General features: G+C 39.7%; 24 protein-coding genes and 1 riboswitch. Of the genes, 4 read left to right on the top strand and 20 right to left on the bottom strand.

What is annotated here, in order from left to right:
• Positions 1-39: 39 nt before the first annotated feature.
• A riboswitch (FMN riboswitch) is annotated at positions 40-158 on the bottom strand.
• A gap of 70 nt (positions 159-228) precedes the next feature.
• From FFM68_RS04700 to FFM68_RS04650, 11 genes are all read right to left on the bottom strand, one after another.
• Positions 229-945: a pseudouridine synthase gene (locus FFM68_RS04700; RefSeq protein ID WP_137618278.1), complete on the bottom strand. Its 717-nt coding sequence runs from the start codon at positions 943-945 to the stop codon at positions 229-231.
• Positions 946-1,527 (bottom strand): SMC-Scp complex subunit ScpB, encoded by a 582-nt coding sequence (gene scpB, locus FFM68_RS04695; RefSeq protein ID WP_137618277.1) that lies wholly within the window; start codon positions 1,525-1,527, stop codon positions 946-948.
• Positions 1,524-2,270, bottom strand: a complete 747-nt coding sequence (locus FFM68_RS04690) for a segregation/condensation protein A (RefSeq protein WP_137618276.1) — start codon at positions 2,268-2,270, stop codon at positions 1,524-1,526. Before FFM68_RS04690 ends, scpB begins: the two co-directional genes overlap by 4 nt.
• 7 nt (positions 2,271-2,277) lie before the next feature.
• On the bottom strand, positions 2,278-2,637 hold the full coding sequence (locus FFM68_RS04685; RefSeq protein ID WP_137609188.1) for a GNAT family N-acetyltransferase: 360 nt from the start codon (positions 2,635-2,637) through the stop codon (positions 2,278-2,280).
• Positions 2,638-2,651: 14 nt separating this feature from the next.
• The gene (xerD, locus tag FFM68_RS04680; RefSeq protein ID WP_137618275.1) at positions 2,652-3,542 is read right to left on the bottom strand and encodes a site-specific tyrosine recombinase XerD; all 891 of its coding nucleotides are present in this window, start codon (positions 3,540-3,542) and stop codon (positions 2,652-2,654) included.
• 113 nt (positions 3,543-3,655) lie between these two features.
• A complete protein-coding gene (fur, locus tag FFM68_RS04675) occupies positions 3,656-4,108 on the bottom strand; it encodes a ferric iron uptake transcriptional regulator (RefSeq protein ID WP_137618274.1) in 453 nt (150 codons plus the stop codon).
• A 113-nt stretch (positions 4,109-4,221) separates the two neighbouring features.
• Complete coding sequence (locus FFM68_RS04670; protein ID WP_137618273.1) at positions 4,222-5,079, bottom strand: CvfB family protein; 858 nt, start codon at positions 5,077-5,079, stop codon at positions 4,222-4,224.
• 140 nt (positions 5,080-5,219) lie between these two features.
• Entirely contained in the window at positions 5,220-6,881 is a 1,662-nt protein-coding gene (locus FFM68_RS04665) for a cell division site-positioning protein MapZ family protein (RefSeq protein WP_137618483.1), read from the bottom strand.
• Between the two features lie 263 nt (positions 6,882-7,144).
• Positions 7,145-8,254, bottom strand: coding sequence for an RNA polymerase sigma factor RpoD (gene rpoD / locus FFM68_RS04660; protein WP_137618272.1), 1,110 nt, complete (start codon positions 8,252-8,254; stop codon positions 7,145-7,147).
• A 22-nt stretch (positions 8,255-8,276) separates the two neighbouring features.
• Positions 8,277-10,097, bottom strand: a complete 1,821-nt coding sequence (dnaG, locus tag FFM68_RS04655) for a DNA primase (RefSeq protein ID WP_137618271.1) — start codon at positions 10,095-10,097, stop codon at positions 8,277-8,279.
• Between the two features lie 143 nt (positions 10,098-10,240).
• Entirely contained in the window at positions 10,241-10,876 is a 636-nt protein-coding gene (locus tag FFM68_RS04650) for a lysozyme family protein (RefSeq protein ID WP_137618270.1), read from the bottom strand.
• A gap of 183 nt (positions 10,877-11,059) precedes the next feature.
• Between FFM68_RS04650 and FFM68_RS04645 the strand changes: the two genes are divergently transcribed.
• The 3 genes from FFM68_RS04645 to FFM68_RS04635 all read left to right on the top strand — a co-directional run bounded on the left by FFM68_RS04645 (position 11,060) and on the right by FFM68_RS04635 (position 15,544).
• Positions 11,060-11,782, top strand: coding sequence for an alpha/beta fold hydrolase (locus tag FFM68_RS04645; protein WP_137618269.1), 723 nt, complete (start codon positions 11,060-11,062; stop codon positions 11,780-11,782).
• A 4-nt stretch (positions 11,783-11,786) separates the two neighbouring features.
• Complete coding sequence (mprF, locus tag FFM68_RS04640; protein ID WP_137618268.1) at positions 11,787-14,366, top strand: bifunctional lysylphosphatidylglycerol flippase/synthetase MprF; 2,580 nt, start codon at positions 11,787-11,789, stop codon at positions 14,364-14,366.
• A 425-nt stretch (positions 14,367-14,791) separates the two neighbouring features.
• The gene (locus FFM68_RS04635) at positions 14,792-15,544 is read left to right on the top strand and encodes a hypothetical protein (protein ID WP_137618267.1); all 753 of its coding nucleotides are present in this window, start codon (positions 14,792-14,794) and stop codon (positions 15,542-15,544) included.
• 154 nt (positions 15,545-15,698) lie between these two features.
• Here the strand turns inward: FFM68_RS04635 and dnaJ are convergent, their stop codons facing one another.
• The 7 genes from dnaJ to FFM68_RS04600 form a co-directional block, all read right to left on the bottom strand.
• The gene (dnaJ, locus tag FFM68_RS04630; RefSeq protein ID WP_137618266.1) at positions 15,699-16,859 is read right to left on the bottom strand and encodes a molecular chaperone DnaJ; all 1,161 of its coding nucleotides are present in this window, start codon (positions 16,857-16,859) and stop codon (positions 15,699-15,701) included.
• Positions 16,860-17,008: 149 nt separating this feature from the next.
• Positions 17,009-18,838, bottom strand: a complete 1,830-nt coding sequence (dnaK, locus tag FFM68_RS04625; protein ID WP_137618265.1) for a molecular chaperone DnaK — start codon at positions 18,836-18,838, stop codon at positions 17,009-17,011.
• Between the two features lie 44 nt (positions 18,839-18,882).
• Complete coding sequence (gene grpE / locus FFM68_RS04620) at positions 18,883-19,440, bottom strand: nucleotide exchange factor GrpE (protein ID WP_137618264.1); 558 nt, start codon at positions 19,438-19,440, stop codon at positions 18,883-18,885.
• Between the two features lie 32 nt (positions 19,441-19,472).
• Entirely contained in the window at positions 19,473-20,513 is a 1,041-nt protein-coding gene (gene hrcA, locus FFM68_RS04615; protein ID WP_137618263.1) for a heat-inducible transcriptional repressor HrcA, read from the bottom strand.
• A 127-nt stretch (positions 20,514-20,640) separates the two neighbouring features.
• Positions 20,641-21,783, bottom strand: a complete 1,143-nt coding sequence (hemW, locus tag FFM68_RS04610; RefSeq protein WP_137618262.1) for a radical SAM family heme chaperone HemW — start codon at positions 21,781-21,783, stop codon at positions 20,641-20,643.
• Between the two features lie 172 nt (positions 21,784-21,955).
• A complete protein-coding gene (locus FFM68_RS04605) occupies positions 21,956-22,792 on the bottom strand; it encodes a sialate O-acetylesterase (RefSeq protein ID WP_137618261.1) in 837 nt (278 codons plus the stop codon).
• Between the two features lie 208 nt (positions 22,793-23,000).
• A complete protein-coding gene (locus FFM68_RS04600; protein ID WP_137618260.1) occupies positions 23,001-23,468 on the bottom strand; it encodes a PTS sugar transporter subunit IIA in 468 nt (155 codons plus the stop codon).
• 125 nt (positions 23,469-23,593) lie between these two features.
• Between FFM68_RS04600 and FFM68_RS04595 the strand changes: the two genes are divergently transcribed.
• Positions 23,594-24,328, top strand: coding sequence for a MurR/RpiR family transcriptional regulator (locus tag FFM68_RS04595; RefSeq protein ID WP_137618259.1), 735 nt, complete (start codon positions 23,594-23,596; stop codon positions 24,326-24,328).
• Here the strand turns inward: FFM68_RS04595 and FFM68_RS04590 are convergent.
• Positions 24,316-25,677 carry a gluconokinase gene (locus FFM68_RS04590; protein WP_167483450.1) on the bottom strand — a complete coding sequence of 454 codons (1,362 nt, stop codon included), beginning with the start codon at positions 25,675-25,677 and terminating at the stop codon, positions 24,316-24,318. The genes FFM68_RS04595 and FFM68_RS04590 overlap by 13 nt on opposite strands.
• Before the next feature lie 8 nt (positions 25,678-25,685).
• Entirely contained in the window at positions 25,686-26,582 is an 897-nt protein-coding gene (gene gnd / locus FFM68_RS04585; RefSeq protein WP_137618257.1) for a phosphogluconate dehydrogenase (NAD(+)-dependent, decarboxylating), read from the bottom strand.
• Positions 26,583-26,657: the final 75 nt, after the last annotated feature.

Genomic DNA, 26,657 nt, shown 5'->3' with positions numbered 1-26,657 from the left:
AAGCATAGAGTTACTTGAATACAATCTTACTCAAATAAGCCCTATCTTCTTTATCCAGACTGTACTGTCGGTATCGGAATTGCACCGAATCGGCTGCTTGCGCAGTTCGCGGACTATCACCGCCGGTCGGGATTTTCACCCTGCCCCTGAAGACGAACCTTAAATTATTTTTTTATTGTAAGCACACTATAGCAAGTTTACTTCCAAAATACAAGTAAATAACTCTGATTATTTTGATTGGTTTAATAGCGAGTGGATTTCTTTCGTATTCAAACGTCGATATTCCCCAGGACGCAGCCCTTGCAAGGTCAAATCACCATAGCGTTCTCGTTTTAATTTTTGAACCGGCAAGCCGACAGCCGCCAACATATTTTTGACTTGGTGATTGCGGCCTTCATGAATCGTCAATTCAACGATACTTGTTTCTGCCTTTTTATCAGTAGAAAGTATTTCAAAACGAGCGGGTGCGGTCTTCTTACCTTCGATCCGAATACCTTTAGTTAATGGCAATAGTGTTCTTTTTTCTGCATAACCTTTTACTTTTGCCACATAAACTTTATCAATCTGATGTTTCGGATGGGCCAATTTTTGAGAAAAATCACCGTCATTGGTCAACAGTAAAATACCTGATGTATCATAATCTAACCGACCGACTGGATAAATTCGTTCCGGTACTTGGGCAAAATAATCCGTTACAACTTTTCGCTTTTTATCATCAGCAACTGCCGAGATAACTCCGCGCGGTTTATAAAATAAATAATAGACCGGCTCTTCTTGATAAATCGGTACACCGTCGACTTCTACAAGATCTTTCTTGCCGACTTTTGTTCCTAGTTCTTTGACAACTTCGCCATTTACTTGTACGCGTCCGCCAGTGATGTATTCTTCAGCTTTGCGGCGTGACGCGATTCCGGCATGGGCGATAACTTTTTGCAATCTCTCCATTTATTGTTCATCCTCTTCTTTAAAGCGATCATAATACAGATCCAAAGGTTCTTCGTCATCTGCTAGATCTTCTTCCATTTTTTGAACATCTGGTAATTCTTTGATGTCTTTCAACCCAAAATAATCCATAAAATACGCACTTGTTCCGTACAATATCGCACGACCCGGACCATCCACTCGGCCCTTTTCTTCTATCAATTGCCGCGCAACTAACGTCTGGACTGCCCCGCTTGACTGCACCCCACGCAACTCATCAATTTCAGAACGAGTCACTGGTTGTTTGTATGCAATAATCGAAAGTGTTTCTAACGCCGCTTGGCTTAACCGGTTGGCCATAGGTGAATGGGCAAATTCCTTCAGCAATGGCGCAAATTCTTTTTTAGTGCTTAAAATAAAATGATTGCCGACCTCTAAAATCGTTAGTGCCGAGGCAGCATTTTCTTCATATATTTTCTTTAAATCGATTATCTCTTGATAAATTTCTGGTATCGGGCGATCTAATGTAAAGGCGAGTTCTTCTAGCCCGATTCCTTCTTCACCTACTACAAAAAGCATCGCTTCAATTTGACTGAGTGGATTCATGCAATGACTCCTTTAAAAATTAAAATTGGTGCATATGTTTCTTCCTGCGTGGCTAGCGCACGACCATTTTTCATTAGTTCCAACAACGCCATAAAAGTCGTGATCAATTCATCTTTTGTGTGTTGCACAAACAACGACTCCAATGTCAGACCTTCGCCTTCGGATAACTTAGCCAAACGTCTATCAATCTCCGTTACTTTTTGGTCAACAGTAAGGGTCTCATTCGCAATGGTCGTTTCAATCGGCTGCTCATCTCGCTTACGTTTCAAGACATCATGGAGCGCCAAAAATAAATCAATGGTGTTCAATTGATTTTTAGGTAATGGCAAAATCTCCGTTTCATACTCAGAAAGATCCATTGGAGCTTTAGTATAAAATAAGCTTCTTTCTTGTTCTTTTTCCGACAAGACCGAAGCAGCATATTTATATTTTCGATATTCTAACAACTGCTGAACCAATGCATCCCGTGGATCTTCTCCTTCATCGTCTGCATATTCAAATTCCAGTTCTTGTTTTGGTAAAAGTAATTGGCTTTTGATCGACATCAGTGTTGCCGCCATTACTAAATACTCACCCGCAACTTCTAGCTCTAAGGTCTTCATCGCATGAATAAAATCCAAGTATTGACCAGTTACTTCAGCAATGGGAATATCGTAAATATCGATCTCTAACTGTTGGATCAAATGCAGCAACAAATCCAGCGGACCTTCAAAAACGTCTAATTTTAAACTAATTGCTTCCATCTTATCCTCACTTATGTTCCTGCCATTTTGCTAAAAAAGCAGACGTAGCCGGTGTACCGATAATTTTTTGCTCTGGATACAGCGCTTGAAGTTCTTTCATCATAGTCATGCTGATGCCTTCTCCGCGATAAGATGGATTTAAGCTGATATCATGCACCATGATTTCATTATCTTCCAACTGGCTGATCCCAATCACCCCTTGGACATTATCAGAACCTTCATCATAATAACAATAAAGTTGATAGCGATCATCTGCTTCATATGTATCGATTTCTTTTAATAAATGCTGCTGATCTTTCAAATTCTCATGAAAACTCAACAGACCCATCGCAATCTTTCGTTGATTTTTTCGGTATTGTGTAAGCATTCTTTCTCCTCCTATTAAGCACGTGGGAAAAATTCTTTATAAACTTCGGTCATTCTTCGTTTCGTGATATGGGTATAGATTTGAGTTGTAGATATGTCTGCATGACCTAAAAGTTCTTGTACCGTTCGCAAGTCTGCACCATTTTCCAACAAGTGTGTTGCAAAACTATGGCGTAATGTATGCGGGGTCACATCTTTAGTAATTTCTGCTTTAATAACATATTGTTTCAAATTCTTCCAAATTCCTTGACGGCTCATACCGCGTCCATGGTTATTGACAAACAGAAAGGGTTCATTTGGTGTTTTTTTAGTCAACAAAGGGCGAACTTCTGACAGATACCGTTCCAACCAATGGATCGCATAATCACCCAGAGGCACGATCCGTTCTTTGTCGCCTTTACCAATGGTTTGTAACAGACCCATCTCTAAATGAATGTCTCCAAGTTTCAGGCCGATCAATTCACTGACGCGCAGCCCCGTAGCATACATCACTTCCAAAATTGCACGATCGCGAATTCCCAAATCAGTAGTAGTATCTGGAGCTGCGATCAACCGTTCCACTTCTGCTAATGAAAGTGTTTGAGGCAATCGCTGAGCTTTTTTTGGACTGTCGATATGTTGCATCGGGTCATGATCTGTATAGCGTTCTTGACGCAAAAATTGATGAAAACGGCGCAAACTAGAAATCATTCGCGTGATCGTAGTGGAGGCCTTGCCTGCTTCAGTTAAACTTCCTAAAAAAGCCACAACTGTATAGCGATCGACAGCTTGCCAGCTAGTTACGCCTTGTTCCGTTAAAAATGACAAGTACTGTTGCAAGTCGCGCTGATAACTGATACGAGTATTTTCTGAAAGTCCACGTTCGATCGATAGATAATGCAAATATTCCGTTATTTGTTCATCCATATTTTCACCACTTTCGCTTTATCATAACAAAAAGCCCCTTGATATGATAGCACGTATCTTTCCAAGGGACTACATAAATTAATTATAACTTAATCCGAATTTTTCTAGAAGCTTTATGCCTTCTTTTCTTGACAGTTTTGACAAATACCATGAAAAGTCAAGCGATGATCCTTCACTATAAAATGATACCGCGATTCTACCACTCGCTCTACATCGCCTAAAAGATCCTCTTCGATTTCTTCGATATTGCCGCATTCGAGACAAAGCAGATGATGATGGAAATGTTCCGCTCCTTCTTTTCGCAGATCGTAACGAGCTAAGCCGTCATCAAAGCTGATTTTATTGACGATATGCAGTTCAGTCAAAATCTCTAATGTCCGATAAACGGTTGCTAGACCGATCTCGGGACTTTTTTTCTTAACTAAAAAGTAGATCTCTTCTGCTGATAAATGATCTTTTTCGTTTTCCAATAACACAAGGACAGTTGCTTCACGCTGAGGCGTCAACTTGAATCCAGAATCATGAAGCTGCTTTTTGGTTTTTTGTAAAGCTAGGATTGCGTTCAAGAGAGCTCTCCTCCATCTATTTTATAATAATTATAAATAAGCGGCTAAGATACCACCGCTTTTCTTAGAATTATTATAGTTTATCGCTTTTATTTATGCAAGAACATTCTCAATTAGCCTTTTAAACGAATTTGATTTTCACTTTGTTCGATCAATTTCTCTTTTAATAAATGACCAATCGCACGTTTGAACTGTCCTTTACTGATTCCAAAAGCTTCTTTGATTTCTTCTGGCGCAGATTTATCCCAATAAGGCAATACATGGTCGGCATTTCTTTGCAACATCGTCAAGATCATCGCCGCGTCATCATTAATCATTTCATAACTACGCGGTTTTAACGACATATTTAAAACACCATCTGGCCGGACACCGATCACTCGCGATTCAACAACTTCACCTAATCGCGGTTCTTGATAACGTTCGGAAGGATGAACAAATCCGATATAAAAATCTTCTGTGATCAGATAAGAACCTGTTACTTTCAAACGATAGATCGTTCCTTTTTTATTTTCATTTTGCATCTCAGAATTTCCTGCACGACTTAATGAATGGAAAATCGCCTCATCCGCTAAGACACCCCACATCCGATCTTTTTCATCTACTCGCAGACTAATCATCAAGCGGTCGCCTTTTTTTGGCCATAATTCTTTCATACTTGGCATTTCATCTAAAGAAACAACCATATCTTTATCTGGTAGACCGATATTTACAAAAACTCCTAAATCACGCCGAACATCCGTTACTTCACCAAAGGCAAAATGTCCGATTCGCACTTGCGGGATCTTCGTTGTGAAGATCGCTTCTTTTTTCTGATTCACGTAACCGAAACCTTCAATCGATTCACCAATCTCATGGGGTTCTTGCTCATCTTTTAAAAGACGGAAAGTCACTCCATTTTTTTGTACTAAATACATTGTTTCATTTTCATCAATGATCAATCCTGTGAACACTTGACCTAATAGCTCATTCATAATTTTTCTCCTAATCTCTGTTTCTATTTTTATATAAAAATATACATTGCTTGATTAACGACAGTAAATAAAAGCAGTTATTTGCTTGCTAAAACTGGCAAAGCTGGGAAGACGCTTCTTCCCAGCTGCTGTGACTTGATTTAATTTGGACCATTGCCCTTGAACCAACCAGTTTTACAGTTGATTGTTACTAGATACATCGGCAAGTCAGAATCTGAATAGCCTTTTGTCAATGATGCACGATTTGAAGTAGCGTACAAATTATAGTAGCCTTCGCCATTTTCAACTTTTACCGGTTCCAAGCTATAGCCGCCTTCTACGATATATCCACGTGAGATACACGTCTGGATCACTTTTTCTTGAACCCCGGGTGCCCAAGTATAGGCATCACTGCTTGTGTCGCCTGCTTGGCTAGTAGAATTTTCAGTCTGTGCTGCTTGAGCGGCTTTTTCTTGTGCCGCTTTTTCTGCTGCTGCCTTTTCATCAGCGGCTTTCTTTTCTTTGTCTTTCAACAGTTGATCGACTTTAACCAACTCATCTTTTTGAGTTTTGATCAGCCCTTGGTTTGCGACTGCTTTCACTGCATTGTTAGCCGCCGTATATTGTGATCGAGTGACTGACTCGTTGACCTTCCCGTCTTTTAACAAACCATCCACGGCTTTTTTAGCCGCTTCTATTTTAGTATATTGATCTTTTGCGTTATTGATTGCCTGATTCAGCAACTGATCAAATTTCTTGTCACCTGTTTCAATCGTCAGATCAACTGGTTCTGCCGCTTTTAATAGCGGTTTTTCGACAATTTTATCACCATTGATCGCAGTATCGGTGAACAATTGATCGACCGAATGTTCAGCAGTTTGTTTATCTACTAATTTATCGTATGCTTTTTTCAACTCGTCGTATCGGTCATTGTCTTTATAATGAGCCAATTCTTCGTCAATTTTACTCGTATTAAGCGCTACTTTATCCGCAACAAGGAATGTCTGCTGATCATCGGTGTAATAACTAGCGATGTTTTCTTCAAGCGAATCAAGTGCTTTGTTTTCCTTTTTGACCGTTTCAATCCGTTGTGCTTCCACTTCTTTTGCATGGAAATAATACCCGCCGCCTGCACCTAAAACGGCAATAGCAGCTAACGTGACATAAAGTTTTTTCCGGCTTTTCTTAGGAGAGTTCTTTGAAGCTTGAGGTTCCTCTGGCGGTATTTCTCCATTGTTGGAAACTTCAGCAGTTTCTTCGCTGACCGGCTTGGCTTCTTCCGTTTTTTCCGGCTCTGCTGGAGTAGTTAAATCAGCCGCTTTAGCTGAAGTTGCGAGTTCATCCTCATCCGAATTTTCTTTTTCGATTGCTGTTTCATCGCTTACAGAAAGGGTTTCTGATACTTTTTCTGGTTCTGTATTTTGATCAGCAGAAACCGTTTTTTCTGAAACTTCTTCAATCGCTTCGGATTCAGCAACTGCTTCATTTTCTGGCTCTTCAATTTCTGAAACTTCTGGAGTTTCAAGAGAATCTTGACCTTCTTTATGCTCACGAATATATTTCGCTAAGATCGGATTTAACTCTGGAGATTCTTCTGTTGTTTTCTTTGAATTTTCTTCTTTCATTTTATCCTCGTTATCTTTAAACATTTGTTGGACAGATCCAATTGGCAAGTCAGCCAATTCAGACCATTCTATCGTATCATTTTTATCAGCAACATCATCATTATTTTCTTGGTCGTTTAACTGCAATGAAAAGCCGCACCTTGGACAAGTTGTCCGTCCATCGACTGGTTCATATTCACAGTTAGGGCATTTTCGCAATGAAATCGGCTCCTTTTTTTCAATCATATGCTTTAATCTATCATATGTCCCAAGATGTTCCAAGCAAATTTCAAATGAATTAATCAAAAATAATAAATTCAATTCCACTCTTATACCAGCTAGATTCAACCGTTCCCGCAAACATTTTGGTACCCGCTTCTCAGAAATCAATGGGCTTTGTTAAACGTAGTACGATCATTCTTCCATTTTCTAAAGAAAATCCATAAAAAAACTCTCCGAGAAAAATTCTCGAAGAGTCCATTTTATTCTAAAAAGTCTTTCAATTGTTTTGAACGTGATGGGTGGCGTAATTTTCTTAAAGCTTTCGCTTCAATTTGACGAATCCGTTCACGGGTAACACCAAATACGCGACCGACTTCCTCTAATGTTCTAGTTCTGCCATCGTCTAAACCAAAACGAAGGCGCAAAACATTTTCTTCACGGTCAGTCAATGTATCTAGTACGTCTTCCAACTGTTCTTTCAACATTTCTGAGGCCGCATGTTCTGCAGGACTCGTTGCTTCTTGGTCTTCAATGAAATCTCCTAAATGAGAATCATCTTCTTCACCAATCGGTGTTTCTAAAGAAACAGGTTCTTGTGCGATTTTCAAAATCTCACGAACTTTTTCTGTCGGCAAGTCCATTTCGGCACCAATTTCTTCTGGTGTTGGTTCGCGTCCTAAGTCTTGCAGTAATTGACGTTGCACACGAATCAATTTATTGATCGTTTCGACCATATGAACGGGGATTCGAATCGTCCGAGCTTGGTCGGCAATGGCGCGGGTGATCGCTTGGCGGATCCACCATGTCGCATATGTTGAGAATTTGAATCCTTTACGGTAATCAAATTTTTCAACAGCTTTCATTAAACCCATATTTCCTTCTTGGATCAAATCAAGAAATTGCATTCCACGACCGACATAGCGTTTGGCGATACTTACAACTAAACGCAAGTTTGCTTCTGCTAAACGTTGTTTCGCTTCTTGGTCACCTTGTTCAATCAACAAAGCCAGTTCAACTTCTTCTTCCGCTGTCAACAATGACACACGGCCGATTTCTTTTAAATACATACGAACTGGGTCATTGATTTTGACACCAGTTGGGGCTGATAAATCTTCTTTTTGCGCGGCTTTTGCAGTCGCTTCGTTTTGTTTCAAACTAGCTTTCGATGGATCACCATTTTCATCAACAACACTGATTCCAGCATCCTCAACTTTTTGGATCAATTTATCCATCGCTTCTGCACCTAATTCATAAGGTGTCGCCAAACGGTTAGTCAGTTCATCGTAAACTGCCTGTCCTAATGGTTTCTTTTCCTTAATGAAGACCGCTACAGCTTTTTCATACTCTTTTTTGTTTTTTACATCTGCCATAAAATAAATGCCCCTTTCACTTCTAGGCTTGTTTCAAGCGTTTCGTCAATTCGATAATCTGAACAGTCAATTCTAATTCCCGCTGCTGGTTTCCGTTTTTTCTGGCCTCAAGCTGCTCTTTTTGTCGTTGTTTTATTTCTTCAGCAATGCCAGATTGGGAAATCACCCGCATCAGATCATAGATCTCTCGTTCATTACTATCTTCTGACATGGATATCATAGAGATGTCGATGGCAAGTTGCTTCATCTCATTCTCTTTTAAATAGTTCAGGAAGTCTGCTAAAACAAAATTTCCATGAACCATCATATAACTATCTAAGTAAAGAAGCAATTCCTGATACTGATCGTGAATAAATTGAAAGTCTGTTTGAACTAATTGTTCACGGATTGAGGCTTCATTCATACTGCGATACAGCAACATTTGTTCAGCTTTTTCTTCCTTAGTTAATGCTTTTTTGACAGATTGAAGCGGTGCCTGAGAAACCGGCCTTTGCTGCTGGCGGCGTTCGCTGCGAAGTGTCTGACGAATCATTTGCAGCTGCTGTTTCAAGCTCTCTCTTGTCAACTGAAATTCATTTGCCAACTGACCTAAATACAAGTCTTGTTCAACCGGCGACTGGACTTTTGCCAGATCCTGCATCACGACTTCCAAATAATTCAAGCGGTCAGCTTCATTTTCCAAGTTCAATCCTTTTTTACGATAGTACATTTTAAACGCAAATGGCGTTTGCCGACCGTGTTGCAATAGATTTTGCAGTTCAGTCACACCATATTTACGCAAATACTCATCTGGATCGAGTTTTTCCGGTACAGTAACTGTCGCTAAACTCAAGCGACTGTGAGCCGCTAAAACACTCAGCGCACGATCCGTCGCCGCTTGTCCAGGATCATCACCATCGTAAGCAATCACGACTTGTCCTGTGACTCGTTCGATTGCTGCAATTTGATGCTCAGTCAAACTCGTCCCCATCGAGGCCAAGCCGATCTTGATATCCGCTTGCCAAGCCGCCAATACATCCATAAATCCTTCAAATAAAATCGCTTCACCTTGTTTACGGATCTCATTTCGGGCTTTATCGAAATTGAACAAAACTTGCCGTTTATTGAACAGTTCTGTTTCAGGTGAATTCAAATATTTTGGCTGATCGTCTCCAGGAAAATCACTTGTTTTCAACAAGCGTCCCGAAAATCCGATCGGTTTCCCACGAAAATCATTTAAAGGAAACATGACGCGCTGATAAAAACGATCACTGAAACGACCATCTTCACGACGAATGAATAAACCACTGCGTTCCATTAAATCAGCCGTTACTTTGTCTTTCTGAGCCACTTGGACTAAAAAGTCTCGCTGGCTAGGTGCAAAACCAATTTTGAATTCACTGATCAATTCATCGCTCAACCCGCGTTCATGAAGATAAGCCAGTGCAGCCTCACCCACCTTTGTATTCATCAATAAATGATGGTACAAGTCGCGTGTCCGCTCATGCAAAGCGATCAATTGTTGCTGACCTGTCGATGTCTGATTGACAGGCTCGCTGGAAATTTCAATCCCTAAAGGAATTTGTTCCATATCGGCAACTTTTTTTACAGCTTCGGGAAAACTGATTCCTTCTAACTCTTGCAAAAAAGTATAGACATTACCGCCTTTGCCACAACCAAAACAATGAAAAATTTGCTTATCTTCAGCAACTGAAAATGACGGTGTCTTCTCTTCATGAAACGGACAAAGTCCCAAATAATTTTTGCCGGACTTTTTTAACTGAACGTATTGTCCGATCACTTCAACGATATTGGTTTTTTCACGAACCTCATCGATCACTTGTTGGGGAATTCTTTGTACCAAAACATCACCCCAATTTCCAAAAATATGATAACAGCTGTAAAAAACCGCCCAATTCATTTGAACAGCGCGATTTTTTTAGACAAACTTATACAGTTATCATTTTAGCATATTTCTTTATTATTACAAGCTTTTCGCTCATTATTTTAACCATTTGAAAACCTTTGATACAACATAATGAAGCGACGATTCATTTGTACGATTTCCGCATAAAACATGTTCCCACCATTTTGATATAAATACCCGCCATTATACAAAACAGACTGGAGCTGCATGTAGCGATACGTAGCTTGTTGATCATTGCCATACCCTGGCGAAAGTACATCTCGCGAATATTCTTCAGCCAGTTCGACGGTATTTTTTCCACCATTTTTTTGCACATATTGGATGTATTTTGTTCCGAAGTTATACGCTTGGATCGCCGTGTTAAGATCGCAACCAGCTGCTTGGGCTTGTTGGTAGCTTTCCGCAAAGTGTTTAACCCCGCTTTCGATACTTTCTTGCTGGGTGTCGATTTTCCCACGGCTACCATAGGCACTTTCTGAACTTTGCATCAAGTCGGTCCCTTTGCCTTTTGATTCTGTATACATGATCCCTAAGATTGTATCCGTAAAATCACCAACCCCCGCCTGATCTGCCAGCTTCTGTACATCACTGCGATAGCTATTGACACTTTTTGTATTTTTATAGGTTCGAACGGCAAAAAAACTGCCGACTGTGAGAGTCGCAAGAATTATAAGTACGCCGAGTATTTTAAAAAATTTTCCAATTATCTTTAACATTATTCTGCCCAACCATCTTCTTTTTTTCTCTATCCATACTACAAGAATCAGCTAAACTTTTAAAAGCATTAATTGACAGCTTTATATTTAATTAATCATTCTAGCTTTTTCATCCCATTAAATAATTAAATTAATGTGCAAGACTCAAAAAAATCGTTATACTTATGTCTGGTAGGTGATGTTGTGAAAAACGAAAAAAAAATTGCTCTGATGAGCGATGGTTCAGAAATCTATTATGAAAAATATGGGCAAGGGCCCGCACTTTTCTTGCTCCACGGCAACGGCGGCAGCGGGAAATATTTTTCAAAACAGTTGAACAGCTTCAGTAAAAATTTTAATGTTTATGTTGTTGACAGCCGCGGTCACGGTCGCTCGACAAACACTCAAAAAGAAACGAGTTTTCAATTGATGGCCGAAGACCTCGCTACAATTATGGACCAAGAAAAACTTAGTCACGCTGATTTTTTAGGTTTTAGCGACGGTGCAAACCTGGCTATGGTTTTTGCAAGTCTTTATCCTGAAAAAGTCGATCATCTGGTCTTAAATGCCGGCAATACCGTACCAAACGGCGTTCGAACAATCCCGCATTTGTTAAGTTATGTGCAATACGCCATTGTCTGGGTCGGTGCATTTGTTGATTCAGGTATGCGGAACTTTTTGCCGATCTTGCGGCTGCTTTTTCGTGATATCGGATTATCGACTGAGGATCTAAGCAAAATCGAGGCACCGACTTTAGTCATAGTCGGCAAACACGATTCAATCAAAACGCAGCATTCGATGTACATCGCTCGTACGATTCCAAATGCAAGTTTTGCGATTGTTTCAGGACAAGGGCATATGTTCGCCCGCCGAAACCCCAAGCGCTTCAATCAGGAGGTCTTGCAATTTCTAATTGATGAGGAGTGAGTTGGTGAAAAAACTAATTGCATGGTTCAAAGACCACTTAAACAAATTAAAAATAATTTTCTTGATCTCGGTCATCATTATCGTCTTGTTCGAATTATCAAATATCGCAAAAACACTTTCATTCGATCAACTCGCAACTATTTTTAGTAAAATCAGGATCGAAAATATTCTGCTGATGGCTTTGATCGGATTGGTCTCAGTCGTCCCTATGATCGGTTATGATTTCACTTTGAATACTATTTTAGAGCAAAAGCCTAAAAGATCCTATATTTTTGAAACTAGTTGGTTGATCAATACTTTGAATAACATCGCAGGTTTTGGCGGGTTCATCAGTGCAGGATTACGCTCAGAATTTTACGGCAAACACACTTCTAGTAAAAAAGTTGTGCAAGCTCTAGCAAAAATTTTAGTTTTTACGATGTCCGGTTTATCGATCTATGCACTAATTTCTTTTTTTCTTGTGTTTGTTGATGATCATAACCAATACTTGCGCCAATATTGGCCGTGGCTAATTGGCGGCGGCTTGTATTTTCCTATTGTCTTTTGTTTAAGCCTTTTTGGGAAAAATGAATACCTTGGAGATCTAAAAAGTGTTCACCGCTTTAAACTGATTGGAACATCTTTTCTAGAATGGACCGGAGTATTGATCAGTTTTATTTCAACAGGGATATTGATGGGAGTATCTGTCAACATTCGTGAGATCATCCCGTTATTTATTGCAGCTACAGTAATCGGGATCGCTTCGATGATTCCAGGCGAACTCGGCAGTTTTGACTTGATGATGCTCATTGGATTGTCTGCACTAGGAATCTCAAAAGAAACCGTAGTCGCTTGGCTTTTATTGTTCCGTCTGTTCTATTATTTCGTTCCTTTTGCGATTGGCTTGATTTTATTTTTTAAAAATCTCGGTACAACAATCAATTCGCGCTACAACGGTATCCCAGTCAACCTTTTGAGAGAATCAGCACACAAATTGGAAACTTTGCTGCTTTATTTTACAGGGACTATGCTTGTCTTATCGGCAACGATCCCTGAAGCGTTCAGTCAATCTACTTTTTTGCAACGACTGAATCCGATCCATTCGCGAGTGATTGTTATTTTTCCAGCGATTTTACTTGGTTTTTTATTGATTGTAGCTGGTCGTGGAATCTCTGCTCGCGTCAAGCGTGCCTATGTTCCAACAATCCTTATTGTTGCGCTGACCTTCTTGTATTCAATTCTTGCAGGGTTTCGAATTTCAACCGGTATTTTCCTTGCTCTATTATTGTTATTTGTTATTTTTTCTAAAAATGAACTGTTTAGAGAGCAGATGGTCTATTCTGCTGAATGGCTCACGATTGATGGACTCATTATGGGCAGTCTTGCTGTTTTATATATTATTATCGGTGTCTACAATAGCCCGAACATCCACCATCGCCACGATTTGCCAGAATTTTTCTTATTTCCCAGCGAACAGATTTGGATTGTCGGATTTGTTGCGATCTTGATTGTGGCTTTGATCATTTTATTATTGATCCATTTCTTGAAAAATAAACGGATTCAAATCGGCGAACCATTAGATGAAACTCGCATCCAGCACATTTTAGAGAAATTCGGCGGTAACGCGGACAGTCAATTAGTCTTTTTAAAAGATAAACAAGTTTTTTATTACAATAACGGTGACGAAGATACCGTCTTTTTTCAATTGGCAACTTTTAATAATAAAATTTTAGTGATGGGCGATCCTTCCGGCAAAAAAACCGATTTTGAAGCTGCAATCGAAGCATTGATCACGCAAGTGGACCGCTACAATTATTTACCAGTCTTTTATGAAAACAGCGAAGAAATGGTGATGATTTTACATGAATTCGGCTATGATTTCATCAAATTTGGTGAACGCGCTTATGTCCATTTACCGGATTTCACTTTAAGCGGCAAAAAGATGAAAGGACAGCGGGCCAGCTTTAATAAAGTCCTAAAAGCAGGCTATCAATTTGAGGTCATCAAACCGCCCTTTTCTTCTGAAACAATTACAGCTTTAAAAAAAATATCAGACGAGTGGTTAGCAGGACATAAAGAAAAAGGTTTTTCTCTTGGCTTTTTTTCTGAAGACTACTTACAGCGCGCGCCGATCGCAGTGATAAAAAATGAGACAGAGATCGTTGCTTTTGCAAACTTCATGCCAACATATACAGATACTATCGGAACCATCGATTTGATGCGTCATAGTCCGACGAAAGCCCCTAGTGGCACCATGGATTTTCTTTTTATCAATTTATTTCAATATATGCGTGATGAGATGGTGCTTGACTATTTTGACTTAGGAATGGCTCCTTTAGCTAACGTCGGAACTTCTCGTAAAAGTTTTACGCAAGAACGTATCGCCTATTTGGTTTATAATTTTGGCTCACATTTTTATTCCTTCGGTGGATTGAAAGAATACAAAGATAAATACGCTGATGATTGGGTCCCTGAATATGTCTTATACTCGCGGGACAGCTGGATTGGCTATGTTATGATCGCTCTTTTGATCACTGACAACGCCCCAGTCCAAGGCCGCAAAAAGTATTCTAGTTTCCGTCGATTGATTAAAATGAGGTTGTGACAAAAAATAGTCCGCTTATTGTCATGTATTGGAATACCCCTTATTGGAGAAAACGGTGTGGCAAGATTTTTGTCACATCCTTTTTTCGACTTGACAAGCTCTAATAATACGACTAGAATAAACCACAATATAAAGCAAAATAAATCAAATCGTTTGGAGCGATCACTATGACTCGATCAATCGCTAAACAATTGAATAATTATTACTTTAGCTATTTTAGATAAGTTTGTATTCGTGCTTGTTTCATGGATGCAAACCTTTCAGTTTGTATCTATGATGGCTAAAGCATTTTGTGCTGATTTTTCGCCGCATAGATGAAAATCTATTGTGGCTTTTTTTAATTCTTAAGCTCATTGTAGGTTTTCGTATCTATGATGAGCTTTTTTTAGTGGTTACGCAGTGATTAAAAAATTGGAGGAATTTTTATGAAAACTATACCAAAGAATAAGATAAAACTAGCTGATCTTGCAGCGATTGGCAGTTACGCAACTTCTTTATGGACAACAAGAAAAGTAGTTTTGATCAGTGATAAAAAAGCATTTGATCGTCATGGGACAGAAATTCTTCAATACTTAACGATTTTAGGTTTTGATGTTCAAACTTTGATTTTGAATGAAACTTGTTACACAACAGAAACGGCTAGCCTTATTCATCAATTCTTGGAAAACCAAAAAATGACTGTCGCAGATGGAATCATCGGTTTAGGCGATGAGGCCCTGTGCCAATTGAGCGGTTATGTCTCAGCGACTTACCTTGGCGGCCTTTCATTGATCCAAATTCCAACAACCTTAATTGCTCAACTTGCCGTCTGTACACAACTGCCTGCTTGTTTGATAAATCCTGAAACAAAACAATTGCAAGCTGTCACGCCACGACCAGCTGGTATTTTGATTGATCCAAAGTTAACTGAAAATTTGACTAAAGAAGAGCTGACTGCAGCACAAACCTTGCTGCTTGATCTAGGAATTGCACAGGACCATATTTGCCGCCATGAATTACGAAAAAAAGCCCGGATCAGCGATTACAAATTGAACTATGAAAAATTATTCAAGACCCTTATGACAACAGATTCCTTGACTAGCACAGACAAAGCAGCTAGACCCTCTCGCGCTCAATTACAAGCTATTTCTAATCGATTGCTCGTAACAAAGATCTCACTTGATCGTAAAAAAGGCTAGAATCTTCTAACTCATAAAAGCCAAATCAATCGAAAATTTTTCTAAGCCTCTTTCTTTTAATTAACGACTGAATAGTTGCTTAATATAGTTGAATTTATTTATCGTTTTTTTGGTACTAAAAAAGGTTCAATCAAATTTGATTGAACCTTTTACTTTATTTTTTTGCACCAAAAGCATCTTTCATCTTGCCAAAGAAACCTTCTTCTTTTTGCTCACTGACTGTTTGACCGCCAGCTTCTGCAAAGGCACGTAATGCCTCGCGTTGTTTATCATTTAAATTCTTCGGTGTAATGATTTTTACGGTTACTTGTTGGTCGCCGTTGGTGTTGCCGCGAAGCCGCGGTGCACCTTTGCCCCGAAGTCTAAACTTAGCCCCAGTTTGCGTCCCGGCAGGCACTTTCAATCGTACGTCTCCATGAACAGTCGGTACATTGATTTCATCCCCTAAAGCCGCCTGAACAAAACTTAACGGTAAAGTATAATAAATCTCTGCGCCGTCACGATCAAAGATGTCACTTTCTTTTACTTTAAAGACAACATATAGATCACCGTAAGGGCCGCCATTGATTCCAGCTTCTCCTTGGTCAGCTAAACGCATTTGTTGGCCGTCTTCCACACCAGCAGGTACTTTTACTTTAACAGTGTGCGGACGTTTTTCATGTCCTGTACCATGACAAGTTGGACAAGGATCTTTGATTTCTTTTCCTGTACCATGACACACATCACACGTTTGACGGCTCATCACACGACCAAGCGGTGTTTGATGTTCCACATTGATCGAACCAGAACCATGACACTTATGACAAACTTCTGGTTGCGTTCCAGGTTTTGCACCATTTCCGTTACACGTTTGACACGTTTCTTCACGATTGTATTTAATATCTTTTTCCACACCAAAAATAGCTTCTTCAAATTCCAAATTGATAGAATATTGAAGATCAGAACCTTGTCTTGGAGCTTTAGGATCCGCTTGTCGTGAACCGCCGCCTCCAAAGAAAGATTCAAAGATATCTTCAAATCCAAAACCACCTGCTCCGCCAAATCCACCAGCGCCTCCGAAGCCACCTGCTCCGCCAGCACCAAAATTCGGATCAGTTCCAGCATGTCCGTATTGGTCATACGCCGCACGTTTTTGTGGATCGCTTAAGATCTCATACGCTTCAGAAATCTCTTTAAATTTATCTTCAGCATCGGCTTCTTTATTAATATCCGGATGGTATTGTTTGGAAAGCTTGCGGTATGCTTTTTTTATTTCATCATCCGAAGCCCCTTTTTGTACCCCAAGGACTTCGTAATAATCCCGTTTTGTAGCCATTGGCTTCCCTCCATAATTTCATAGAATCGTTAGTATTGTATCACACTCAAAATCGATACGATACTCTTCTTAACATTTTTCTAAAGGAGCGCCTCATCTTGAAAGAAAAAAGGCCAAAGCGATGACTTTGGCCTTTATCAACGAACTAATTATTTGTCATCATCGTTAACTTCTTCAAAATCAGCATCCACTACGTCATCCGCACCGCCTTGAGCTGCATTCGGATCAGCCTCTGCTTGTTGTTGCGCTGCTTGTTCATAAAGTTTAACGGTTAAGTTTTGGACGATTTCATTCAACGCATCGCGTTTTTCTTTCATTTGTTCGATGTCGTTTGCTTCAACTGCCGCTTTCAATTCATCACGAGCATCTTCCGCTTTTTTCACTTCATCTGCGTCAACTTTGCCTTCTAATTCTTTCAATGTTTTATCCACTGAGAATAATAAAGCATCCACGTCATTACGTAGGTCAACTTCTTCTTTACGAGCTTTATCAGCATCTGCATTTGCTTCAGCATCTTTCACCATACGTTCGATTTCGTCATCTGACAAACCTGATGAAGATTTGATTGTAATTTTTTGTTCTTTTTGAGTTCCTAAATCTTTAGCTGAAACATTAACAATCCCATTTTTGTCGATATCAAATGATACTTCAATTTGTGGAATTCCTCGTGGTGCAGCTGGAATGTCTGTCAATTGGAAACGACCCAATGTTTTGTTGTCTGCAGCCATCGGACGTTCACCTTGCAAGACATGGATATCTACAGCCGGTTGGTTATCTGCAGCAGTTGAGAATACTTGGGATTTACTTGTAGGGATCGTTGTATTCCGGTCGATCAATTTTGTAAATACGCCGCCCATTGTTTCGATACCTAATGACAATGGTGTTACATCAAGTAAGACAACATCTTTCACATCACCTGTGATAACGCCACCTTGAATAGCAGCACCCATCGCTACTACTTCATCGGGGTTAACAGATTTGTTTGGTTCTTTACCTGTTTCTTTACGAACTGCTTCAACAACAGCAGGAATACGTGTAGAACCACCGACCAAAATAACTTCGTCGACGTCTGATTGAGATAGACCAGCATCTTTTAATGCTTGACGAACGGGTGTTTTTGTCCGTTCGACTAGATCAGCCGTGATTTCGTCAAATTTAGCACGTGATAAAGTTGTTTCTAAATGTAATGGACCCGCATCGCCAGCAGTGATGAACGGCAAGCTGATTTGAGTTGAGCTGACACCTGATAAATCTTTTTTCGCTTTTTCAGCAGCATCTTTCAAACGTTGTGTCGCCATTTTATCTTTTGATAAATCAATTCCATTTGCTTGTTTGAATTCAGCAACTAAGTAATCGATGATCTTATTATCGAAGTCATCCCCACCTAGATTGTTGTCTCCTGCAGTAGATAATACATCGAAGACGCCATCGCCTAATTCAAGGATTGAAACGTCGAAAGTACCACCACCAAGGTCAAATACTAAGATTTTTTCATCGCGGTCTGTTTTGTCTAAGCCATAGGCTAATGCAGCAGCTGTTGGTTCATTAACGATCCGTTCCACTTCTAAACCAGCGATTTTACCCGCATCTTTTGTCGCTTGACGTTGTGAGTCGTTGAAGTAAGCTGGAACAGTAATAACTGCTTTTTCAACTTTTTCACCTAGGTAGTCTTCAGCAAACCCTTTGATGTATTGCAATACCATTGCTGAAATTTCTTGCGGTGTATAAGTTTTTCCGTCTGCTTCCACTTTGTATCCCGCTTCACCCATGTGGCGTTTGATTGATGAAATCGTGTTAGGATTTGTTACTGCTTGACGCTTAGCAACTTCACCAACTTGGATTTCGCCATTTTTAAATGAAACAACAGAAGGTGTTGTACGATTTCCTTCAGGATTAGTGATGATTTTTGCTTCTCCGCCTTCTAAGACAGCGACTGCTGAGTTTGTTGTACCTAAGTCAATACCAATAATTTTACTCATAGTTGAAAATCTCCTTTGATTATATGTTTTGTTTTATTGTTTACTTATTGAGCGACGATTACCATTGCTGGACGTAATACACGATCGTGCAATTGATAGCCTTTTTGCAATACATTGACAATCGTTTCAGGTTTCACATCAGCTTCGGCTGGAACTGTTTGAACTGCCTGATGCAGATTAGGATCAAATGATTCGCCTTCCGCTGGGATTTCTGTGATTCCTTCTTCTTTCAATGCAACCGTTAAACTTTCAAGCACCATTTCCACGCCTTTTTTCAGACTAGTCGCTTGCTCGTCAGTAACTTCAGTTGCAAGAGCTCTTTCCAAGTTATCGATCGCTGGCAATAATTTCTTGCCAAGATCTTGTGAACGATACCGAACTAATTGTTCCCGTTCATTTTTGTTGCGATTAGACATATTTGCGATTTCAGCACGAGCACGCAAAAATTTGTCTTCCATTTCATTAAATTTGCTAGTCAGTTCTTCGACTTCAGAAACTTCCGGAATATCGATTTCTTCTGTTTCATTATCCGTTGCTTGTGTTTCCGCCGTTTCAACTGCTGCCAATTCTTCTTCAACTTCTTGTTTCTTTTCTTCTGCCACTACGCTACTCCCTTTCTTTTTAGGAATCGTTTCTAGTGATATAAATCCAATGAACGATAATAATCATCCAATGCATTTGTCAACTCGGATTGGAAAACTTCCAACAGACCAAAAATTTTTGAATATGGCATCGACGTTGGACCCAACAATGCGATCGTCCCCCGGCCATGTCCGCGAATTTCATAGTTTGCTTGAATCATACTTAGCCGATCGAACAAGTCATTCCCCAACTCAGTTCCGATTCGAACATGGATATTGTTGTCAGAAGGCAACAACAATTGTGTCAACTCATCAGAATTTTGCATCAATGAATACATTGATTTGACTTGGTTAAGATCTTGGTCCGGATTGAAATTCAAAATATTCATCCGCCCACTTACAAACACTTTGTCTTCAAAGGCATCATTTAAGATTACATCGAACAAATGACCGATTCCTTCAGTCGTTTGAAAATAACGATGTAAGATCATTGGAATCTCAGTTCTTAATTTCTGATAGACACTTATTAACGGCTGTCCTACTAAACGATCATTAATGATACGAACCATTTTTTCTAAGTCTTGACTCTCGACATTTTCAGGTATGTGAAAGACTTGACTTTCCACATTTCCTTTATCTGTAACAATGATTGCCAAGATTTGCCGATCATTTAATGGAACGATTCGAAAACCGGTCAACGTCCGATCTTTCATCTCAGGACCAAGTGAAAACGCCGTATAGCTGGTAACTTGCGAAAGCATTTTAGCAGACTGCTGAATGATATCGTCAATTTCATGGATATCTTTCTTTAACGAGCTGCGGATCTGGTCTATTTCTTGACTGCTCACCTTTGTCGGCGTTAGTAAATGATCCACATAATAACGATAGCCTAAAGCTGAAGGGATCCTCCCAGATGAGGAATGGGTCTTCTCTAACAAACCTAATTCTTCCAGGGCCTTCATATCATTGCGGATAGTTGCGGAACTTGCTTTTACGCCTTCTTCCATTAAACTTTTCGACCCCACCGGTTGTCCCGTATGAGTAAAGTCTTGGATGATCAAGCTGAGAATCAGTTTTTGTCTTTCTGTTAACATTCTTCTCATCCTTTAGTTAGCACTCTTTATTTTTAAGTGCTAACTCGATTATTAATATACCACATTCTCTATAGAAGTCAAGCAAGAAAAACCAAAAATTAGCACTCTCATAAAGAGAGTGCTAATTTCATCTACTGATTAAAAATTTTTCGAAAACATCATTTCCTCGAAACAAACCGGTCTTTGTCAAGCGAAGGCTAGATTCTGTCTCTACTATCAGCTTTTGCTGCTTTAACTCTTCGATAACTGCCTTATAAATACTTGTGATACTTTGGCCAAAACGAGCCTCAAAAGTTGCTTTATCGACACCTAAAATTTTTCTTAAGCCTAAGAACATTTCCTCTTCGATCTGTTCTTTTTCCGATAAATATTCTTCTTCAAGCATCGGCAATTGGTCTTCATTCAACGATCTCAAATAATGCTGAATCGGTCCGCGATTTTTGTAACGGCGTTTTCCAAGATAACCACTCGCTCCTGCACCGAAACCAAAATAATTTTGGTTGTTCCAATAAACAAGATTGTGTTGGCTTTCAAACCCAGGTTTGGTAAAGTTGCTAATCTCATATTGCATCCTGCCCGCTTTTTCCATCGCCTCAATCGTTTCCGCATACATCTGTGCTTCGACTTCTTGTTCTGGCAACTGCATTTTTCCACGGCGGACCCAATTCATAAACATCGTTTGATTTTCCAAAATCAATGAGTACAATGCATAATGCGGCAGATCTAACGCCAGTGCTCGTTTGACTGTATCGCGAAAACTTTCTAAACTTTGTCCAGGTAATGCATAGATCAAGTCGATCGTCACATTTTGAAAATCTTTTTCTTCTAATAATTGGATCGTATCATACACATCTTGTGCCGTATGCTTACGCCCGATTTTTTTTAGCAGGCGATCATCAAACGTTTGAACACCCATTGATAAACGATTGACGCCATAATTTTTCATAACATCTAATTTGTCTGCAGATAAATCCCCCGGATTGGCCTCCACTGTAAATTCACCGCCATTATAAGGAAGGATCTCCCGCAACCCGCTCAACAACCGATCTAGCTGTTTCGCGTCAAGGGATGTAGGCGTTCCACCGCCGACATAGACGGTCTCCATCATTTCTACCGGATTTTGGATCAAAGATAAGCGTGCTTCTTTCAGCAACGCTTCGATATATTCATCTACTGGTTGTCCTTCAATAAAAACTTTATTGAAGTCACAGTAGTAACAGATATGCTCACAAAAAGGAATGTGAATATAAGCCGAAGTTGATTGTGTCATTTTATTCCTCTTTCTTCTATTAGTAACAACAAGTATTTTAGCATACTTATGACCGTTAAAAACAATCAGCAAATCGAATAAAGAAAAAGCTAAAAAACCGACCGTAAAAATACGATCGGTTACAATTAAAAACAGTACTCATTCCGATAAAAAATGAAGCGCCTTAATTTGATCATTCAGCGATCTCAGCAAATTTCTCCATAAATTTTTGATAATCGATTCTTCCAAGCGCAAAATCTCGACTCAACAAATAGATTTTTTCATTTTTTGTTGCTGCTCGTCCGTATATTTTGCTAAGCTGCTCGTCTTCATCGCCTAAAGCATGGAGGATATTTCTTTTCTGCGTAAAAGCTTCATAATAACGGATTCCAAATTGTCTTTGCGATTCCGCATTGATATGGATACCATCTGGATTGGCATTTAGTTTTTCAGCACTGACAAGATAGCAATTATCTCCAGCCACTTTTGCCATTTCGCGATTGATCTCAGCAAATTCTGTTGCACTTAAACCAAACCCAGTTTTTCCTAAGAAGTCAGGAAGTTCGCCTATAACAATCGGTAATTCCGGCAAGGCCAACTCCTTTCGAAAATAATCAAATACTGCTTTTAATTTTTTCGCATAATTTTTATAGTGCCCATTCAAACTATCATTTTCTCCTTGATGCCACAAAATACCAATCAATTCACTAGACGCCATAGCAAACTTTGTTTCAGCCAAAGCATGGCGGCTCAACAATTGATCTGCTCCCCATTCATCGATCGAACTGCCGCCTTCAGCACAAGGAATCAATCCTAGTTTTTCATCAGGATTGTCTTGTGACCACGCCGCTGCAAAAGATGCCGCTGGGCCAACTCCAGCAACTTCACGATCAAAATGAATTGGTTCTGCCATCATTTTCCACCGACCATTGCGCAGCACTTCGATATTTTCGTTATAAATAGCAGGAACATCGCTCAAATATCCCCTTCCTGCCATATTTGATTGACCAATTAATAAAATTGATTTCATCTTTTTACACCTCAAATCCTTTGTTTGCCAAACTATAGCTTAAATAGACGATGATAGCAATTATTCTCCTCAGAAAATTAGTATGTTTTACTATGAACGGAAAAAGCCGCCAAAAGAACAACAACTCCTTCCAGCGGCTTTTTGGGCAAAAAAATGATTATAGAATACTCTACTAACATACGCGCGACATAAAAAAACACAGAAAGATTTATTTCAAAGCCGCCGCTACTTCACCAAGTTGTTTTTCACCAAGATTTATTTGTATTTTCTTATTTTGCATTTCTGGAAAAACGACGATGACAATATCATCTTTTTCGTTTTGTGCTAAAAAGTCTAAATCAACTTGGATCAAGAGGTCCCCCACATCGACTTTCTGTCCTTCTTGAACGAATGAACTAAAGCCGTTGCCATCTAACTCAACGGTATCCAATCCCAGATGGATCAAGATATCAAGTCCATCGGCCGCTTCCAGCGTCAAAGCATGAAATGAGGGGAAAATCGATTTGATCGTCCCTTTGACAGGAGCATGGATTTTCCCGTCTGCAGGTTTCACTGCAAACCCTTCTCCCATCATCTTGCCACTGAAGACTGGATCATTTACTTCTTGCAGATCGACCACCAATCCATTTACGGGTGTAGTGATCTCACTTGTTTTATTTTTAAATAGTCCAAACATTTATTACACTCCTTTCGTTTCTACACTTATGGTGACTCAACATCATATAGCTTGGTTCTTTTTCCAATCATTGGTGTATAATAAATACTAATGTGTACTTATTATCTTGCTTAGGAGGTCCAGCGATGGATTTAGAATTAGTTACTAAAGGAAAGCACTTATCAGATAACGATCGAGCCATTTTGACTTATTTAGCGGATCATGTCAATGAGCTAGAAGGTGTTTCATTGAAAAAAATCGCTGCGACACTCTACACCTCACCGGCAACAATCGTTCGTTTGGCACAAAAATTAGATTTCTCTGGTTACTTAGAACTATTCTATTTTCTAAAAAATCAATACCAGCCAAATAATCAATTCGTTGAGGCGACTGTTGATATTTCTATTCCAACAGAGAAAATCATTCCTTCAATCCAAACGATGAAAAAGATCTATCAAGAAAACCAAGAAAAATTCATCACGATTTATGCAACTGGTTTTTCTAGTATCATTGCTGAATATCTTTACAAAAAATTATTGGTAAATGGGATCAAGGCACTTTTTGTCAACGCTGCTGATTCATCAGGAATCATCAACAACAATGCCGATAATATCAGCATGATGATCGTTATTTCTAAAGCCGGTGAAACTCAAAAAGTTATTGAGAAAATGCAGTTTTCACAAGAAAAAAATATTCCTACGATTTTATTCACTGGCAATAGTCAATCTCGGGCAACTAAATTTGCGACAATCGTTTTCGAAGTTGCCGATGATCGTCCTCTAGACAGCCAAAACATTAAATATAACAGCTTCTTCGGTAAATTATTATTACTGATGGAATATATCGTTCAAGAAATTACCCAAAAGAATCAAACAAAATAGTTCGATGCAATTCGTTTATAAGTATCTCGCTCAACCGGATCTGGTAAAAAAGCTTGATTTTCTTCGATCCTTTGTTCAGGCTGTTCTAATAAATAGTACAAACCAAAAATTGGCTCATTTTGCGGTGCATAGTAACAAGGTGTTCCAAAAATATCCGCCGCCAACTTTCCTAAAGCCGCGGTTTGAAAAAATCCGCCACTTACAGATAGTTCTTCCCCCTCAGCCACTAGCTCAACCAGTTGACGAATGTTTAGTAACATTCCTTCGATCACACTGCGAACCATATCGGCTCTAGTATGTTGCAATGTTAAATCATAAAACCCACCTTTGATCTCATTGCTCCAATAAGGTGCACGTTCTCCATTCAAGTAGGGCCAAAAACGCAAATTATTCGCACCCGGTGTCGTATCTGTCAACAAATCTGGCAATGTTTCATAAAACACCGCTGGATTGGCTGACACTTGTTCTGCTGCCCAGGCCAAAACAATCCCGCCATTATTGGAAGGAGCCCCACTCACTAACAAATCTTCTTTTAAGTAATAGCAGAAATTTTGCTTTTTCTGATCCAATTGAATTTTTTTAGTAATCTGCCGAACGGCCGCACTTGTCCCGATGGTTAGACTAGCTGTTCTGCCCGTGGAATAGTAGCTAGCATAGGCTGCCAGCGTTCCGTCGCTTGCTCCAATCACCACTTGAATCTCGTGAGAAAAATCAAACAATGTCCGTATTTCTGGTAACATTTCAAATGCCTGCGTCGTATCTGCCAAAGGCGCCAAATGAGTAGCCTTTATTCCTAAATAATTGAGGATTTCTTTGCTCCATTGCTTTTCTCGCAAATCGAACAACCCGGTAGCAGAGGCTGTGGCATAATCGATGAATGGCTTTCCTGTAAAGTACTGCATGACCAATTCTTTGATTCCATACCAATGGATCTCAGCTGGATACTGTTTCGTTTCTTGAAAGTATAATAGTTTCGCAAATGGTGACATCGCATGGATCGGCGTCCCCGAAATTTCATAAAACCGGGTTGCTAAATTCGTCTGTTTAAAGCGGTCGATTGCACTTGCCGCTTGGACATCTGACCATAAAAAGATTTGTTTTTTCCCATCATCAGGCATCAAACTATGCATCGCCGTACTAAAACTGATAATAGCAATTTGTTGACGCACCCAAGCTGGAATCGCCAAGATACCTGCTGTTAAGGCAGCCAGCAGTTCATCGCCTTTTTGAAATTTAATTCGGTCATCCCCATAGGTTTTGAGCGGCAAGTCACTTGTATAAAGCAGTTCATTTTCCTGAATGACCCCTAACTTAATCGCTGTTGTTCCAATATCTATTCCTAAAAACATTGATAAAATCACTCACCCTTTATAAAATCATGCCCGCCAAACTGGTTACGTAATAATGCGACAAGCTTTTCACTTATCTTATCATAATCTTCTGAAGCAAAGCGCGTCATAAGTGACTGAGTGATCACTGGCAGATTTACATTTAAGCGTAATGCCTCTTCTACTGTCCATTTTCCTTCACCAGAAGACGGAATGACCCCAGCAATTTCTTGCATGTCCACTCGTTCTCGATAAATATTTTCTGTCAGTTCCATCAGCCAAGAACGAATCACAGATCCATGATTGAATACTTGCGCAACTTCACTCATCTCATAATCGTATGGGCTGTGGTGCAGTAAATTGAACCCTTCGCCGATCGATTGCATCATGCCATATTCGATTCCATTATGGATCATTTTGAGATAATGACCGCTTCCAGCCGGGCCACTATAAATAACTCCTTTTTCCACACATAAATCAGCAAAGACTGGTTCTAATTGGTCAAAGATTTCCTTATCCCCTCCGACCATCATACACGCACCTTTTTGAGCACCTGCAACACCGCCGGATGTCCCCACATCTAAAAAATGAATTCCCTTTGCTTGGCACCGTTCGTAATTATTCTTACTGTCTTGATAATGTGCATTGCCCGCATCGATCACGATATCACCTGCATCTAGCAACGCTAAAATATTTTCGACCATCTGATTGGTCAAATCCCCTGCCGGCAACATTAACCAAATAATCTGCTGCTTGTCACGCTTCTTTAGTTGTTCGATATCAGAATAATAAATTCCGCCCAATTTAGTCAGTCTTTCAGCAACACTTGGATCAATGTCAAAACCAGCAACTTGATGTTGATGGCTTAATAAGTTTTCAGCGATTCCCATCCCCATTTTACCTAAACCAATTACGGTAATCTCCATTGCTATTCCTCCTATAGTTTCAGAAAAAGGGTATAACAACAACGAATCCCTTTGGACATTGTTGTTACACCCCAC

Origin of the sequence: Enterococcus xiangfangensis, assembly GCF_005405365.1 — a bacterium.
GTDB classification, from domain to species: Bacteria; Bacillota; Bacilli; order Lactobacillales; family Enterococcaceae; genus Enterococcus_A; species Enterococcus_A xiangfangensis.
This window is presented reverse-complemented; position numbering and strand designations above follow the sequence as displayed.